Here is a 15,869-nt window from a genome sequence, read left to right on the forward strand (position 1 = left end):
GGGCGTCACGCTATCGGACGCACCGGCTTCTACGCTCAGCGACCAGCCAAGAACCCCAGAATGTCCTGCCGAGTTACGACTCCGGCAGGCTTTCCGTCCTCCAGGACCAGGGCCGCGTCCGCGTTCGACAGCGCGTTCATCGCGATGCCGACGGGTTCACCGGCGCCGAGCGTGGGCAGCGGCGGCGACATGTGCTTGTCGAGGCGGTCCGCGAGCTGCGCCTTGCCGGTGAACAGGGCGTCGAGCAGGTCTCGCTCGTTCACCGCGCCCGCGACCTCGGCGGCCATGATGGGCGGCTCGGCGTTCACGACGGGCATCTGCGAGACGCCGAACTCGCGCAGGATCGCGACCGCGTCACCCACGGTCTCGTTCGGGTGCGCGTGGACGAGGTCGGGGAGCATGCCGCCCTTGCGACGGAGCACGTCGCCGACGGTCGCGCCGGTCGAGTCCGGCGGGAGGAAGCCGTAGGAGGCCATCCAGCGGTCGTTGAAGACCTTCGACAGGTAGCCGCGGCCACCGTCGGGAAGGATCACGACCACGACGGCGTCTTCCGGCAGGTCCTTCGCGATGCGCAGCGCCGCGGCGGCCGCCATGCCGCAGGAACCGCCGACGAGCAGGCCCTCCTCGCGGGCGAGGCGGCGGGTGATGTCGAACGAGTCCGCGTCCGAGACCTCGACGATCTGGTCGCAGATGGTCTTGTCGTACGCCTCCGGCCAGAAGTCCTCGCCGACGCCCTCGACCAGGTACGGCCGGCCGGTGCCACCGGAGTAGACGGAGCCCTCCGGGTCCGCGCCGATGACCTGCACGGCGCCGTTCGAGGCCTCCTTGAGGAAGCGGCCGGTGCCGGAGATCGTGCCGCCGGTGCCGACGCCCGCGACGAAGTGCGTGATCTTGCCCTCGGTCTGGCGCCAGATCTCGGGGCCGGTCTGGTGGTAGTGGCTCGCCGGGTTCTCCGGGTTGGAGTACTGGTTCGGCTTCCACGCGCCCGGGATCTCGCGAACGAGCCGGTCCGAGACGTTGTAGTAGGAGTCCGGGTGCTCGGGCGCGACGGCGGTCGGGCACACCACGACCTCGGCGCCGTAGGCCTTGAGGACGTTGCGCTTGTCCTCGCTGACCTTGTCCGGGCACACGAACACGCACTTGTAGCCCTTGCGCTGGGCGACCAGGGCCAGCCCGACGCCGGTGTTGCCCGAGGTCGGCTCGACGATCGTGCCGCCGGGCCGCAGCTCACCCGAGCGCTCGGCCGCCTCGACCATCCGCAGCGCGATGCGGTCCTTCACGCTGCCGCCGGGGTTCAGGTACTCGACCTTGGCCAGCACCGTGGCCTTGATTCCCGACGTCAGGGAGTTGAGCTTCACCAGCGGCGTGTTACCGACCAGATCAACGACGTGCTCGACGTACTCCACCGGTATCTACTCCCCTGCTCCCACTCTCCGAGATAGCGGAACGAAGCCTAGCTCTAGCGACGGCGGAGGTTAATTCGAACAGCGGTACCGACGATTCATCTGGAAAGGGGGTGTTGCGGATGATCGGACTGAGAACGCTGCGAGCGCTGGCGATGGCCGCCGCGACGCTCGGAGGTCTCTCGGGCGCGCTGGTGGGGCTGCTGAACGAGCAGGGCAGGCGCGCTCGGGTGGCCATCGGCGTGCTGGAGCACCTCTGGCCCGCACCGGACGGCGTGTACCTCGACGACGGCCGCGATCCACTGCGGTTCGCGGTGCTCGGCGACTCGATGGCGGTGGGTGTCGGTGTGACGCATCCCTCGCAGATGCCGGGCGTGTTGCTGGCCCAGGCGCTGGCCGAGGAAGCCGGCCGGCCGGTGCGCCTGTCGACCTGCGCCATCAGCGGCTCGACCACGCGCGACCTGCTGCGGCAGATCGACGTGGCCCTGCTGGGCGCGCCCCAGGTGGCGCTGATCATCATCGGCGCGAACGACGTGACGTCGCGGATCAGCGTCCGCGAGTCCGCTTCGTTGCTGGGCGAGCAGGTCCGCAAGCTGCGCGCCATCGGGTGCGGTGTCGTCGTCGGCACCTGCCCCGACCTCGGCACGGTGCGGCCGATTCCGCAGCCGTTGCGGCTGGTCGGCCATCAGTACAGCCTGCGGCTGGCGGCGGCGCAGACCGAGGTCGTCAAGCGGGCCGGCGGCGTACCGGTGTCGTTGGGGAACCTGCTGGCCCCGGAGTTCACCGCGCGGCACGTCGACATGTTCAGCACCGACCGATTTCATCCCAGCGCCACCGGCTACGAAGCCGCGGCGGGAGTGCTGCTGGCGCCGTTGTGCCAGGTGGCGGGACTGTGGCCGGGCTGGGCCGTCACCCCGCTCCCGGTGCGTTCCGCGGCGGCCATGGCCGTGGGACCGTCCAGATGGCCGACGTGGCTGCAGAAGCGGCACGCCTGAGTTTCGGAATCCTCGTCACTCGCGCTGGCCGGGGTGAGCGGGCGTTAACTAGGCTCGACGGCAACCTTGACTCTCAACGAGGAGTTTCGTGATGCCAGAGGCCGTGATCGTCTCCGCTGCCCGCTCCCCCATCGGCCGCGCGGGCAAGGGCTCGCTGAAGGACCTGCGGCCGGACGACCTCGCGGCGCGGATGGTGCGGGCGGCGCTCGACAAGGTGCCGCAGCTCGACCCCGCGCAGATCGACGACCTGATGCTCGGCTGCGGCCTGCCCGGTGGTGAGCAGGGCTTCAACATGGCGCGCGTCGTCTCCGTGCTGCTCGGCCAGGACTCACTGCCCGGCACGACCGTCACGCGGTACTGCGCCTCGTCGCTGCAGACCACGCGCATGGCCCTGCACGCCATCAAGGCGGGCGAAGGTGACGTGTTCATCTCGGCCGGTGTCGAGATGGTGTCGCGGTTCGCCAAGGGCAGCTCCGACTCGTGGCCGGACACGCACAACCCGCTGTTCGGTGACGCCGAGGCCCGCACGGCCGCCACGGCTGCTTCCGGCGCCTCGGAATGGGTGGACCCGCGGTCTCTCGACGTCGTGCCGGACGTCTACATCCCGATGGGTCAGACCGCCGAGAACCTGGCGCTGCTGAAGGGCGTCTCGCGTCAGGAGATGGACGAGTTCGGCGTCCGCTCGCAGAACCTCGCCGAGAAGGCCATCGCCAACGGCTTCTGGGCCCGCGAGATCACCCCGGTGACGCTGCCCGACGGCACCGTGGTCTCCGCCGACGACGGCCCGCGCGCCGGCGTCAGCTATGAGGCCGTGTCGCAGCTGAAGCCCGTGTTCCGCCCCGACGGCCGCATCAACGCCGGCAACTGCTGCCCGCTCAACGACGGCGCCGCCGCTCTCGTGATCATGTCCGACACGAAGGCCCGCGAGCTCGGCATCACGCCGCTCGCCCGGATCGTCTCGACGGGCGTCTCAGGTCTGTCGCCGGAGATCATGGGCCTCGGCCCGGTCGAGGCGTCGAAGCGCGCGCTGGCTCTCGCCGGGCTGTCGGTGTCCGACATCGACCTGGTGGAGATCAACGAGGCGTTCGCCGCCCAGGTGATTCCGTCGTACCAGGACCTCGGAATCGAATTGGATCGTTTGAACGTGAATGGTGGCGCGATCGCCGTCGGCCACCCGTTCGGCATGACCGGTGCGCGCATCACCACGACCTTGATCAATTCTCTGCAGTTCCACGACAAGCAGTTCGGTCTTGAGACCATGTGCGTGGGTGGCGGCCAGGGCATGGCGATGGTGATCGAACGCCTCAGCTGATCTGGGGATTCCTCAAGATCTGCAAATTGACGCTTGCAAGTAGCTCCGCTTCACCCGAACGGAGCTACTTGCCTGCCACCTTTCTGCCGATGAGATGAATCGTCGCGCAACGGCGTCATCGGGCAAGGGGAAGTCCGTCCCTACCGACGAGCAAGGAGGGGTCGGACATGCCCTACGTGTGGTGGCAAAGCGAATATGACCTGCAATGCCATGCTTTCTCTCTTGATCAAGCCAACGGGTCCCGCAGCTTTTACGAGGCCGTCTGCGAACATTCGGTACCCGACGAACGGGTGTCGCGCGCTCAGGCGGGTGCCCTCTGCACGACCTGCCTGATCAAGGTGGGCACCCAGCTGCCGGACGTGCGCTGGCGCGCTTAGCGCCTCATCCCCACCGCCTCGCTCTCAACGAATCCGTGCCGTTTGTAGAGTCGGCGGCCAGGCGGGTCGGCCAGCAGGTTGACGTTCGCGTTCGGCGCTTGTTCGCCGATGCGATCCAACAACGCGGTCATGATCGCGTCGCCGATGCCCTTGCGTTGATGGCTCGGCAACACCGCCATGTCGATGATGTGGAAGTACCAACCGCCGTCGCTCAGCACACGGCCCATGCCCACGGTTTCACCTGATTCCACGTGAATGGCATATGCGCTGGCCCACGCGCCGTCAATGCCGTTCTCCGCTTCTTCGCGGGTTCGTTCACTCAGACCGGATTCCTTGCGCAGGCGCAGGTAGTCGTCGACGGTGGGCGGTTCCATCTCCAAGCGGTATGCATGATCCACAGATTCCAGCCTACAAACGCCGAAGGGGCGCCCCGCCGCAGCGGAACGCCCCTCCGAGGAACCCTGACGTCAGTCCGAGTTGAAGTACGACAGCAAGCGCAGGATCTCGGTGTACAGCCACACCAGGGTCACGGTGAGACCGAACGCGATCTGCCACGCGTACTTGGCCGGCACGCCGGCGCGGATCGCCTGGTCCGCGGCGTCGAAGTCGATCAGGAAGCTGAACGCCGCGAGGCCGATGCAGACGAGGCTGAAGATGATGGCGATCGTGCCGCCGGAGCGGATGCCGATGCCGCCGCCACCGTTGAAGAAGCTCAGGATCAGGTTGAAGAGCATCAGCACGCCGACACCGATGATGGCGCCGGTGATCCACTTGGTGAACTTCGGCGTGACGCGGATCGCGCCGGTCTTGTAGACCACGAGCATGCCGAGGAACACGCCGAGCGTGCCGATCACGGCCTGGCCGACGATCGCGGTGCCGTTCTTGAACTGGCTGCCGATGATGTAGCTGATGCCACCGAGGAAGATGCCCTCGGCAACGGCGTAGGCGATCACGAGCGGCGGGCTCGGCATGCGCTTGAACATGATGATCAGCGCGAGCACGAGGCCGACGATGGCCGCGGGGAACGCGAGGGCGTACAGCCCGGTCACGAACGTCACGACGGCGCCGACGGCGACCACGGCGAGAGTGATGCCGGTCTTGGTGACGACGTCGTCGATCGTCATCGGCCGCTCGCTGGTCAGCGGCGGCGGCTGCTGCTGATAGCCGGCCTCTGGCTGGCCAAAGCCTGCGTAGCCTCCGTACCCGCCGCCGGTCGGCAGGTTACGGAAAGCCGGGTTGCTGCTGGAGCGCACCTGGTCCTCCTGGGGCGTTGCTTTACGCCGTCACGGGTACAACGAGCGCGCTGGGCGCTGGGTTCCCCGTCGGTAAAGGCGACTTTACCCCCGACGACGATCACACGTGCGCAAATACTGCACCAACTCCGAAGCGTGATGAGACTACGGCGTGTCGCGGCGTGTCCGACCCAAAGTGAGTAACTGCCGTCACACTTCAATCACGTTCACACCCAGAGTGACGACACACTTGCCCCTTGTGGCGGCTTGTCCCCGATGTGGGCTACCGACAAGCTCGCACGCGGGATTAACACAGGTCAGAGGGGACCAAGATCTAAAATGGGCTGGAAACGTCTGGCCGCCGTGGCGATGGTTTCGGGGCTCGCGCTCCTGACCGTCCCCGCGACGGCAACAGCGGTCGGCGTCAAGGGCATCGGCCACAACGCGTCAGGGCTCCAGCCCAACGCCACACCGGGTAGCGAGTGGCACGGGTCATACATCTGGCAGGAGAAGCAGGTGTGGTGCGTGCAGTACGCGCTGCCCGCGCCGGACAGCAGCGTCCCCTACCAACCAGGTGACGCGCTGCTCACCAAGGCGGGCAAGCCGCTCGCCCCCGACATCGCGGCGAACATCTCCTACCTGCTGCTGCGCTACTCCACGACCAAGTCGCCGGAGGAGGCCGCCGCCCTCGCGCACCTGCTGCACACCTGGACCTCCCCGGTCGACGGCGCGGTGAACCTCGAAGCCAAGGACGCGAAGTTCCTCGCCTACGACACGGCCTTCTACGCCGCGCGGCTGCCGCAGCCCGTCATGGCCGCCGTCGCGAGCATGAAGGCCGACGCCGAGGCCAACCGCGGCCCGTGGACGCTCAGCGCCACCGCGCCGAAGGAACCGCTGATCATCGGCACCGAGTCGAGCTGGACGCTGGCTCTGGTCAAGGCCAACGGCAAGGGCGTCACGAACGCCCCGATCGACTTCAACCTGACCGACGCCACGCTCGCCGACGGCAGCGTGACCGGCAAGGCCACCACCGGCGCCGACGGCAGCCCGGCCGTCGTCAAGATCATCTCGACCGGCCCGAACCCCTCGATCACGGCCGTCGCGGCCTCCCCCGCCGACAAGCCGGTCGTGCACCAGCCGATCCCGACGGACAACATGCAGCGGATGGTCACCACCGGTGGCGAGAAGACGCTGAACGCCGCCGCCAACGGCAAGGCCAAGACCGCGCCGGGCGCCGTGAAGATCACGAAGATCGACTCCGAGACCAAGAAGTCCATCGCGGGCGTCGCGTTGCGCGTCACGGCCAAGGACCAGACGTCTCCCGCGGTCAAGCAGGACGACACCCCGCTGGTCGGCACCGACGGCAAGCCGCTGGTGCTGCAGACCGGTCCGGACGGCACGGTGGCCGTGCCGGACCTGCGCACCCCGCAGGAGATCTGTCTCGTCGAGGTGGCCGCGCCCAAGGGTTACGAGGAGTTCTTCGACCCGAAGGCACCGCCGGCCGCGTGCGGCACGGTCGCGGCAGGGCAGACGCTCGCGCTCGAACTGGTGAACAAGCCGAACAAGCCGGTCGTGCCGAGCACGATCCCGGCGGGTGCGGACGGTCAGACGCCGGTCGCGACCGCCTCGTTCGACACACAGCTGCGTCCGGGTCTGATGCTCGGCGTGGGTGGCCTGGTGCTGCTCGTCGCTGCGCTGGCAGGCTTCCTGGTGTGGCGCAGGCAGTGAGTCCCAGAGCTTTTCTGACCGGCGTGCTGGTGGCGGGCGTCGCGGCCACCAGCGTGCTGGTCACCACGTCCGAGACCGCGGTCCTCAAGGGACACGCGGTCGCGGACGAGATCCCCGTGGTCGGACCGGGGCCGGTCGCGGACAGCCTCAGCACCGGCCGCGGGGCCGACCTCACCGGTCTGCTCGGCGGGGCGAACACGGACAACGCCACGCCACCCGAGCCCACCGCGCAACAACCCGCGCCGCCCAAGGCCGGCCCCGGTTCGGTCCGGCTGCCCGCGGGCGGTTCGGCCACGCTGGTGCGCAAGGAGGTCAAGAACGGCGTGCTGCCCGTGCCGGACGGCATCGGTGAGGCCACCTGGTGGGGCACCGAACTGGCCGGCACCGAGGGGGCGACGGTCCTGGCCGGGCACGTCGACTGGAAGGGCGCCAAGGGCCCCTTCGCCGAGCTGTGGCAGGCGCAGAACGGCCGCGAGGTCGTCATCGCCGACAGCGCGGGCCAGGAGTTCAAGTTCCGCATCAAGCAGATCGAGACCGTGCGCAAGGAAGAACTGCCGGCCCGCGCCGTCGAGTTCTTCGGCCCGCGCGGCCCGCACCGGCTGGTGCTCGTCACCTGCGGCGGGACGTGGATCGGCGGACAGCAGGGGTACGAGGCGAACCGAGTGGTGATTGCCGAACCCGTTCAGTAGTCAGTTGGACTCACCGCGCAACCCCTTCGGGCGACCAGTCGTCTCCTAAAGTGTGAAACGCTGGGGATGGCTGACCACGGGTCTGGCACTGGGGCTGGTTGTCGCGATGGTGTGGGCCTTGGGGTCCACCAGAGAACAACAGAGCCAGGCGGACTCCGGTCCTCTGCCGATGGCGCCGCGGCTGCCCACTCCCAAGGACGCCGGGCCCACGCCGACCGTGCCCGCGCCCACCCCTGAACAGCTGCAGAAGCAGCCGTGGCTGCACAAGCTCGCGCCCGGTGAGAAGCCGCCGCAGTTCGTCCTGTTCTCCTTCGACGGCGCGGTGTCCAAGCAGCACTGGGACAAGGTCCTGCCGATCGCGAAGCAGAAGGGCGCGCACGTCACCGGTCTGTTGTCCGGCGTCTACATGCTCGCTGACCAGGACGGGAACCAGTACCAGCCACCGGCCGGGTTGAAGCGCGGCGCCTCCGACATCTCGTTCGGTGGCAGCAGGAAGGACATCACGGACCGGATCGGCTACCTGAACCAGGTGATCGACGAAGGGCACGAGATCGGCACGCACTACAACGGCCACTTCTGCTCCGGCGGCACCCAGCCGTCCGTCGACAAGTGGGACAACGCGGCCTGGAACGCGGAGCTCGACCAGTTCAGGCAGATCGTGGACAAGGCGCGCGCCGCCGGGTTCAAGCTGCCGGCCGACGCCGTCCGGGGTGGACGGACGCCGTGCCTGGAAGGCAACTGGGACCAGGCCTTCCCGGCGATGGCCTCGCACGGCCTCGTCTACGACACCAGCAAGGTCGCGCTGGGCGTGCAGTGGCCGTCCGTCCAAAACGGACTGTACGAGTTCCCGATGCCCGAGGTGCGGGTGCCGGGGCTGGGCAAGCAGGTCGTCATGATGGACTTCAACCTCTGGTACTCGCTCAACGGTGCCAAGGAGGAACCGGCGCGCGCCGCCGAGTTCACCCAGATCGTCTTCGACACCTACAAGTCGGTGCACCTGGCCGCGTTGAACGGCAACCGCGCTCCGCTCGTGATCGGCAACCACTTCAACGAGTGGAACGGTTCGGCGTTCTCCAACGCGATGGAGCAGTTCCTCGGGTACGTGTGCGACAAGCCGGAAACGGTGTGCGCCACCTACACCGAGGTGATCCAGTGGATGCAGCTGCAGGATCCGGCGGTGCTGGACCAACTCCGCCGGATGCCCGCAGCGCGCAACTAACCCTCACCCATCCGTGTCTGCTGAGGGCACGCGGGGACCCCGCGTTTCGTCCTGGGGTACGTAGGGTCCCCGCGTGCCATCCGAGCAGGCTCGATCGGGTGAGTTAGCCGTCGGTCGACAGGATGCGGTCGTCGGTTGCACCGGGTGAGCCGTTGGCGTCCTGGTTGGAGGTGCCCAGCCACAGCGTGCCGTCCGGCGCCGCGGCGACCGCGCGCACCCGGCCGTAGCCGGTGAACACGGACTCGGGGGTGCCGAGCGAGGTGCCGTTGACCGGGATCTTCCACACCCGCTGGCCGGTGACCGCGCCGACGTAGAGCGCGCCCTTGTACAGCGCGATGCCCGTCGGGCCCGCCTGCTTGTTGGGCCAGGTCTTGACGGGGTTGGTCATGCCGGCGACGTTGCAGTTGCCTTCGCAGTTCGGCCAGCCGTAGTTCTTGCCCGCCTCGATCTTGTTCAGCTCGTCGGTCTTCGCGTCACCGAACTCGGTGGCGTACGCGCTGGTGCCGATCCAGGTGATGCCCTGGACGTTGCGGTGACCGATCGAGTAGACGACGCTGCCGGCGCGAGGGTTGCCGGCAGCGGGCCTGCCGCTCGTGTCGAACCGCAGAACCTTGCCGCCCAGCGAGTTCCAGTTCTGGGCGTTCGGCTTGTTCTGGCCGTCACCCGTGGTCGCCCACAGGAAGCCGTCCGGGCCGAACTCGAGGCCGCCGCCGTTGTGGTACCTGTTCTTGGGGATTCCGGTGACGATCGGCTCCGGCGTCCCGCCGAGCTTGAGCTTGGAGACGCGGTTGTCGTTCGCCGTCGAGTAGTAGATGTAGACCGTGTTGTCGGTGGCGAAGCTCGGTGACAGCGCGAGGCCGAGCAGGCCGCCCTCACCACCGGTCGTCTGCGCCTGCTCCACCGTGTCCAGCTCGGTCACGGTCGTGCCCTTAATCTTCTTGATCTTCAGGGTGTCCCGTTCGGTGAAGATGCCGCTGCCGTCGGGCGCGAACTCGATGTCCCACGGGATGTCCAGCTTCGTGGCGAGTGTGCGCACGGCCTGTGCGGACGGGCCGTCCTGTGCGGAGGCTCCGGGGATCACGCAGAGGGATGCGGCCACGGCAGTACAGGCTGCCGCCACCGCGATACGACGAGCACGCATGTGCTCTCCTTTGGGTCCGCTCGTATTTGTTTGCGGCGGCGGTAGTTGCAGGGCGTGTTTACCCAATCACACGTCGAATAAACCCACAACGGTCCTCCGATGTCTAGGGGACGCCCGCACATCCGAGCGGGTGATTTGCAGGCGTTCTTGACTACGTCGAGTAACCGCGTTCGGGTTACACCTCCGATGACTTTAGTTAACTTTATGTACGGTCTAGACCTTGACCGCCCGCACGACATACGGTGTGGTTCGCCGCCGCGCCCCACGGAAGTGCCGCGTGCCCGCTTCGGGCGCGCAGGCCAGGACCCGAGGAGTTGCGCCATGAACGTTGTCGTCACCGCTACCGAGCAGAAGCTTCCCGAGGTCAAGCGCGAGTGGGTCAAGCCCGACTTCCGCGACTTCGACACGCCGATGGAGGTCACCGCCTACGCAGCGCGCAGCTGACGTCAGGCTTCACCGGGGTTCCCGCCCTGCGCGGGAACCCCGGCCCCACTCCGAGGAGTTTCCGCCCATGACTGCCGTTCCTGCCGCGGAGTTCGTCGCCGAGCTCCGTGCCCTCGCCCCCCGGTACTGGGACAGTCACCCGTTCCACCTGCGCATGCACGCGGGCCAGCTGAGCAAGCACGAGCTGCAGGCGTGGGCCGCGAACCGCTGGTACTACCAGCGTTGCATCGCGCAGAAGGACGCCGCGATCCTCTCCAACTGCCCGTTGCCCGACATCCGCCGCCAGTGGCGCGAGCGGATCATCTGGCACGACGGCAACCAGCCCGGTGAGGGCGGTGCCGAGAACTGGATCCGCCTGGCCGAAGCCGTTGGCCTGACCAGGGAAGAGGTGCTCGACGAACGGCATGTGCTGCCCGGCACGCGGTTCGCCGTCGACGCCTACGTGAACTTCGCGCGCACTCAGCCGTGGGTCATCGCGGTCGCGTCCGGACTGACCGAGATGTTCTCGGGTGCGTTGATGCGCAAGCGTTTGGCGGCCCTGCGGGACCAGTACCCGTGGATCGCCGAGGAGGGCTTCGCCTACTTCACCAACCGCATCCAGGCGGTCGCCGGTGAGGGACGGGCCACTTTGGACATCGTGGTCGAGCACGCGCGGACCCGCGAACAGCAGCTGGCTTCCGTCGACGCGCTGTCGTTCAAGTGCGACGTGCTGCGGGCCGTGCTGGACGCCGTGGACTACTACTCGGGCAAAGGAAAGCCGTGACGTCGGTCGTCGCTCTGGACGCCGTGCCGCACATCCGGCGCGGCGTGAAATGCACCTACGACCAGATCCGTTCGGCGCACGTCGTCCTGTTCCCCGAGGGCGTGCTGGTGCTGAACGAGACCGCTGCTTCCGTTGTGTCGCTTTGTGATGGTGTTCGCTCGGTCGGCGACATCGCCCTCGTCCTGGGTGACGAGTACGACGGCGTCGAGCCCGGGGACATCGCCTCGTTGGTTGCTCGTCTCGTTGAGCGGAGGGTGGTGGACGTCGATGGCTGAGGCTCCTTTCGGCCTGCTGGCCGAGCTGACGCACCGATGCCCGTTGCAGTGCGGCTACTGCTCGAACCCGGTCGAACTGGTGCGCCGCAACGCGGAGCTGTCGACCGAGGACTGGCGGCGGGTGTTCGACCAGGCCCGCTCGCTGGGCGCGTTGCAGATCCACCTGTCCGGCGGCGAACCGTTGCTGAGGCCGGACCTGCCCGAGCTCGTCGCGCACGCGAACAGCCTCGGCTGCTACGTCAACCTGGTCACGTCGGGAGTCGGTCTGTCCCGGGAGAGGTTGCGGGACCTGGCCGCCCGCGGGGTCGACCACGTGCAGCTCTCCCTGCAGGACGCGACTCGTGAGGGCAACGACCGGATCGCGGGCATCAAGGCGTTCGACCGGAAGGTGGAGGCCGCGGCGTTCGTTCGTGACGAAGGCCTGCCGCTCACCGTGAACACCGTGCTGCACCGGCAGAACCTCGACAACATCGCCGGCATCATCGCGATGGCCGAGGAGATGGGCGCCGAACGTCTGGAGCTCGCCAACACCCAGTACTACGGCTGGGCGCTGCGCAACCGGGCGGTCCTGTTGCCGACCCGCGAACAGCTGGCGGTGGCCGACCCGATCGTTTCCGCGGCGCAGGCGCGGTTGCGTGGCCGGATGGAGATCGTCTACGTCATCGCCGACTACCACGAGGCCCACCCGAAGCCCTGCATGTACGGGTGGGGCGCACGCCAGTTGACCGTGGCACCGAACGGCGACGTCCTCCCCTGTCCCGCCGCCACGGTGATCTCGTCGCTGAAGATCGAGAACGTCCGCGACTCCTCGTTGCACGACATCTGGCACGACTCGCCTTCCTTCAACGCCTTCCGCGGCTTCGACTGGATGCAGGACCCGTGCCGTTCGTGCCCGCGCAAGGAGATCGACTTCGGTGGCTGCCGCTGCCAGGCGTTCCAGCTCACCGGTGACGCCGCCGCGACCGACCCGGTCTGTTCGCTGTCGCCCGCACGGTCCACTGTGGACCTGATCCTGGAGACCGAGATAGCGCCGGCCGAGGTGCCCGCGATGGCGATGAGGAAGATGAGTTGAAAGCGGTTCTGCTCGGCACCACAGCCGGTGGCGGTTTCCCGCAGTGGAACTGCGCTTGTTCTCTGTGTGTGCGCGCTCGATCCGGTTCGCTGCCGTCGCGTTCCCAGGACTGCCTGGCGATCAGCGGCAACGGCACCGACTGGTGGCTCGTCAACGCTTCACCCGACATCCGCACCCAGATCGCCGCGTGTGCGTTGCTGAACCCCGGTCCGGGCCCGCGCGACACACCGCTTCGCGGGGCTTTGTTCACCGACGCCGAGCTGGACCACACCCTGGGCCTGCTGACGTTGCGCGGCGGGGCTGGTTTGACGGTGTGGGCTCCGGGCGCGGTGCTGCACGCGTTGAAGGACCAGTTCGACCTGCGCACGGTGATCGACGGCTACTCGCCTTTGTCGTGGCGCGAGGTTTCCGGCCAGTTCGACCTCGGCGGGCTGCACGTCACGGCGATCCCGGTCAGCGACAAGCGTCCTCGGTATGCCCGCTCATCCACTGTGGACGGACCGTGGGTGGTCGCGTACCGGTTCGTCGATCCCTTGACCGGCGGTGTGCTGGTCTACGCACCCTGCCTGGCGTCGTGGCCCGCCGGGTTCGACGAGGTGGTGGCCGGCGCGGACTGCGTGCTGCTCGACGGCACGTTCTACGCGGCGTCCGAGATGGGGTCGGCGACCGGCAGCTCGTCCGGCCAGGCCGCGATGGGGCACCTGCCGATCTCCGCGAGCCTGCCGGAGCTGCGGCGGTTCCCTTCCGTCCGGCGGATCTACACGCACCTCAACAACACCAACCCGGTGCTGGACCCGTCGTCACCCGAGTCCGCGAAGCTGCGTGAGGCCGGAGTCGAGGTTCCGCTGGACGGCACGGTGATCGAGCTCTAGTTGGGCCAGAATCGGCGGATGTCCTTTGTGATCGGTGGCCGTCCGGTGGCCTCGCGGCTCGTCGCGGAGATGCCCGCGTTCGTGCGGCAGGTGCTGGCCAAGATCACCGAACGGGTGCCCGCCTACCAGCAACTGCCCGGCGAGGAGCTGGCCGGCGACATCACCCGGGTGATCGAACAAACCCTGCGCGCGTTCGCCGACGTCCTGCGCACCGGCACCCTGCCGACCGGTGAGGAGCTGCGGTTCCTGCGCGAGTCGGCGGCCCGCCGCGCCGAGGAGGGCGTGCCGATCGACGTGGTGCTGACCGCGTACCACGTGGGCATCCAGGTCGTGTGGGAGGCGCTGGTGCCCGACGCCCGGCCGGACGAGGTCGGGCAGGTGCTGGAGCTCAACGCCCTGGCCATGCGTTACCTGCAGGTCGTCACGCCCGCCGTGAGCGCGGGCTACCTGGACGAGCGGCAGACGATGTTCGACGACGAGCGGTCCGCGCGGCACACGTTGCTGACGTCGCTGCTCGACGGCAGTGCGAAAGCCGGCCCGTACGTCGTGCTGGCACTGCACGTGCCGCCGCATCCCGACGAGCTGCTGCCGGACGTCGACGCTTCGGTGGCCGGCCGCCGCAAGCTGCGGCGACTGCGAACCGAACTGGAACGCCACAGCCGTGAACCGGTGCTGTCCTCGTTGACCCCGGACGGCGGCATCGCCCTGCTGCCCGGCGAGGACTTCCCGCTCGACCGGATCGTGGCGGACGTGACGCGGTCCGCGGGCGTGCCTCTGACGGTGGCGGCGGTCGCGGCCCCTCCCTCCGGGGTCGCGGCCGCCGCCAGGCTGGCGCGCGAGGTGCTTCTGGTGGCGGTGCGGTCGGGCCCTGGCCTGTACCGGCTCACCGACGTCCTGCTGGAATACCAGTTGTCCAGGCCCAGCGCGGCTTTGGAGCCGCTGGCGTCCATTGTGGATCCGCTGTCCGACGAACTGGTGGAGACCCTGGAGGTCTACCTCCGCCGCGGCTCGCGACGCCCTGCCGCCACCGAGCTGCACGTGCACCCGAACACCGTGGACTACCGGCTGCGGCGGGTGGCCGAGCTGACCGGCCTGGACCCGACCCGGATCGAGCACGTCACGCTGCTGACCGCGGCGTTGGCGGCGCGGAGGGCGCGCTGACGCAGGGGTACCCCCTGTGGCTGGCAAGGCCCGGGCCAAGTCGTTTCTGCTGGTGGGCGTCTGCAAGTACCACCAACTCTTGATCAAATCGCCGCCAACTACACCCAACATGGTCGACAGTTGCCGAACATGGCTGAGCCGGGCGCTGGGATCGACGAGGCCAGTTGGTAGTAGCAAAGTGCTTGTTGATGTTGGGTTGGTGGTACTTGCACACGCCATCGACAACCAGGCGGATGGCCTGACGGGACTTTGCCGGGGCCCTGCCCCTGGCCGGGAACCCCGCGTCACAACTCACGCAGCGGGTCCGACAAGATCGGCTGCCTTCGCCACCGCGGTACCGAAGGCCTGCATGCCCGCCGCGTTGGGGTGCTGCGGCGCCGCGATCGTCGTCGGGATCAGGCCCTCCAGGTACCGGTCGGCGGGTGCGGCACAGATGTCGTGTCCGACGGTCACCGCCGCGAAGTCCACGAACGTGGCCCCGCGCTTGGTCGCCTCGGCCCTGACGGTCGCGCTGATCTTGTTCAGCACGCTCTGCAGGTAGTCGCTGTCACGGCTCCAGACCGGCTGACGCGGATAGCAGCCGCCCGGCCGGATGTAGGTGCCGTAGCCGGTGACGAGGAGGGTGGCGTGCGGCGACCGCTGCTTGATCGCGTCGAGCACCGCACCGAACTCCGGCGCCCACGCGTCGACGGCCTGCGCGAGCTGGTCGGTGCCGCCCGCCGTATAGCGGTCCTTGCACGAGATGCCCGCGGGTTCGGGCAGGAAGTTGATGCAGCTCAACGCCGTCTGGAACAACCCGATGTCGTTGGCGCCGATCGTCAGCGACACGAGGTCGGTGGACGGCTTCAGCACGTTCAGCTGCGGCGTCACGAAGCCGAACTGGCGTCCTGCCAGATGATCGGTCTCGGCACCGGAGCAGGTCGCGTCGGTGAGCGTCGCGCCGAGCAGCTCCGCCGCGACCCGCGGGTAGTCCCGGTCGCTGCGCAGGCACCACAGCGCCGGGTCCTGGTTCGGGATCAACGGCCCGGCCGCCGCCGAGTCGCCGAGCGCCACGTACTCGAGCGTGTCCGCCTGTGCTGTGGTTGTGCCGGCGACCAACGCCGCCACGAACGCCAACCCGGCCACGATCCGCATCCCGAACCTCCAACGTCATCGTCAGGTCAGCTCATCGTGGTAGCTCTGGTCA

17 protein-coding genes are annotated in these 15,869 nt (G+C 68.2%); 12 read left to right on the plus strand and 5 right to left on the minus strand.

From position 1 onward, the window contains the following. Nucleotides 1-35 precede the first annotated feature (35 nt). On the minus strand, nt 36-1,406 hold the full coding sequence (locus B0F77_RS11600; RefSeq protein WP_086662846.1) for a cystathionine beta-synthase: 1,371 nt from the start codon (nt 1,404-1,406) through the stop codon (nt 36-38). 119 nt (nt 1,407-1,525) lie between these two features. Between B0F77_RS11600 and B0F77_RS11605 the strand changes: the two genes are divergently transcribed. The 3 genes from B0F77_RS11605 to B0F77_RS47045 all read left to right on the plus strand — a co-directional run bounded on the left by B0F77_RS11605 (nt 1,526) and on the right by B0F77_RS47045 (nt 4,087). Further along, on the plus strand, nt 1,526-2,398 hold the full coding sequence (locus B0F77_RS11605; RefSeq protein WP_086662847.1) for an SGNH/GDSL hydrolase family protein: 873 nt from the start codon (nt 1,526-1,528) through the stop codon (nt 2,396-2,398). Between the two features lie 91 nt (nt 2,399-2,489). Further along, nucleotides 2,490-3,710, plus strand: a complete 1,221-nt coding sequence (locus B0F77_RS11610; protein WP_086662848.1) for an acetyl-CoA C-acetyltransferase — start codon at nt 2,490-2,492, stop codon at nt 3,708-3,710. A 167-nt stretch (nt 3,711-3,877) separates the two neighbouring features. Next, nucleotides 3,878-4,087: a hypothetical protein gene (locus B0F77_RS47045; protein WP_109632219.1), complete on the plus strand. Its 210-nt coding sequence runs from the start codon at nt 3,878-3,880 to the stop codon at nt 4,085-4,087. Here the strand turns inward: B0F77_RS47045 and B0F77_RS11615 are convergent. Continuing rightward, the gene (locus B0F77_RS11615) at nt 4,084-4,485 is read right to left on the minus strand and encodes a GNAT family N-acetyltransferase (protein ID WP_211293750.1); all 402 of its coding nucleotides are present in this window, start codon (nt 4,483-4,485) and stop codon (nt 4,084-4,086) included. The genes B0F77_RS47045 and B0F77_RS11615 overlap by 4 nt on opposite strands. A 69-nt stretch (nt 4,486-4,554) precedes the next feature. After that, entirely contained in the window at nt 4,555-5,340 is a 786-nt protein-coding gene (locus tag B0F77_RS11620; RefSeq protein ID WP_086662850.1) for a Bax inhibitor-1/YccA family protein, read from the minus strand. Between the two features lie 318 nt (nt 5,341-5,658). Between B0F77_RS11620 and B0F77_RS11625 the strand changes: the two genes are divergently transcribed. Genes B0F77_RS11625 through B0F77_RS11635 form a run of 3 tightly spaced genes read left to right on the plus strand, consistent with a single transcriptional unit; the run spans nt 5,659 to nt 8,955 of the window. Continuing rightward, a complete protein-coding gene (locus B0F77_RS11625; RefSeq protein WP_086662851.1) occupies nt 5,659-7,047 on the plus strand; it encodes an MSCRAMM family protein in 1,389 nt (462 codons plus the stop codon). Further along, nucleotides 7,032-7,736: a class F sortase gene (locus B0F77_RS11630; protein ID WP_211293751.1), complete on the plus strand. Its 705-nt coding sequence runs from the start codon at nt 7,032-7,034 to the stop codon at nt 7,734-7,736. The genes B0F77_RS11625 and B0F77_RS11630 overlap by 16 nt, the downstream gene beginning before the upstream one ends. 52 nt (nt 7,737-7,788) lie before the next feature. Beyond that, entirely contained in the window at nt 7,789-8,955 is a 1,167-nt protein-coding gene (locus B0F77_RS11635) for a polysaccharide deacetylase family protein (RefSeq protein WP_086662852.1), read from the plus strand. 103 nt (nt 8,956-9,058) lie between these two features. On the opposite strand, the gene B0F77_RS11640 is transcribed toward B0F77_RS11635, so the two are convergent. Beyond that, nucleotides 9,059-10,096 carry a PQQ-dependent sugar dehydrogenase gene (locus B0F77_RS11640; RefSeq protein ID WP_086662853.1) on the minus strand — a complete coding sequence of 346 codons (1,038 nt, stop codon included), beginning with the start codon at nt 10,094-10,096 and terminating at the stop codon, nt 9,059-9,061. A 321-nt stretch (nt 10,097-10,417) separates the two neighbouring features. Here B0F77_RS11640 and pqqA point away from each other — a divergent pair, with 321 nt between their 5' ends. From pqqA to B0F77_RS11670, 6 genes are all read left to right on the plus strand, one after another. Further along, nucleotides 10,418-10,540, plus strand: coding sequence for a pyrroloquinoline quinone precursor peptide PqqA (pqqA, locus tag B0F77_RS47050; protein WP_143466680.1), 123 nt, complete (start codon nt 10,418-10,420; stop codon nt 10,538-10,540). 67 nt (nt 10,541-10,607) lie between these two features. Then, entirely contained in the window at nt 10,608-11,303 is a 696-nt protein-coding gene (gene pqqC / locus B0F77_RS11650; protein ID WP_086662855.1) for a pyrroloquinoline-quinone synthase PqqC, read from the plus strand. After that, entirely contained in the window at nt 11,300-11,578 is a 279-nt protein-coding gene (gene pqqD / locus B0F77_RS11655) for a pyrroloquinoline quinone biosynthesis peptide chaperone PqqD (RefSeq protein ID WP_245847961.1), read from the plus strand. The genes pqqC and pqqD overlap by 4 nt, the downstream gene beginning before the upstream one ends. Next, entirely contained in the window at nt 11,571-12,650 is a 1,080-nt protein-coding gene (gene pqqE / locus B0F77_RS11660) for a pyrroloquinoline quinone biosynthesis protein PqqE (protein ID WP_086662856.1), read from the plus strand. Before pqqD ends, pqqE begins: the two co-directional genes overlap by 8 nt. Then, the gene (gene pqqB, locus B0F77_RS11665; RefSeq protein WP_086662857.1) at nt 12,647-13,522 is read left to right on the plus strand and encodes a pyrroloquinoline quinone biosynthesis protein PqqB; all 876 of its coding nucleotides are present in this window, start codon (nt 12,647-12,649) and stop codon (nt 13,520-13,522) included. The genes pqqE and pqqB overlap by 4 nt, the downstream gene beginning before the upstream one ends. 18 nt (nt 13,523-13,540) lie before the next feature. Continuing rightward, nucleotides 13,541-14,683, plus strand: coding sequence for a PucR family transcriptional regulator (locus tag B0F77_RS11670; protein ID WP_086662858.1), 1,143 nt, complete (start codon nt 13,541-13,543; stop codon nt 14,681-14,683). Nucleotides 14,684-14,974: 291 nt separating this feature from the next. Here the strand turns inward: B0F77_RS11670 and B0F77_RS11675 are convergent, their stop codons facing one another. Further along, nucleotides 14,975-15,817, minus strand: a complete 843-nt coding sequence (locus B0F77_RS11675; protein ID WP_086662859.1) for an SGNH/GDSL hydrolase family protein — start codon at nt 15,815-15,817, stop codon at nt 14,975-14,977. Nucleotides 15,818-15,869: the final 52 nt, after the last annotated feature.

The organism is Lentzea kentuckyensis (assembly GCF_002150765.1).
Lineage (GTDB): Bacteria > Actinomycetota > Actinomycetes > Mycobacteriales > Pseudonocardiaceae > Lentzea > Lentzea kentuckyensis.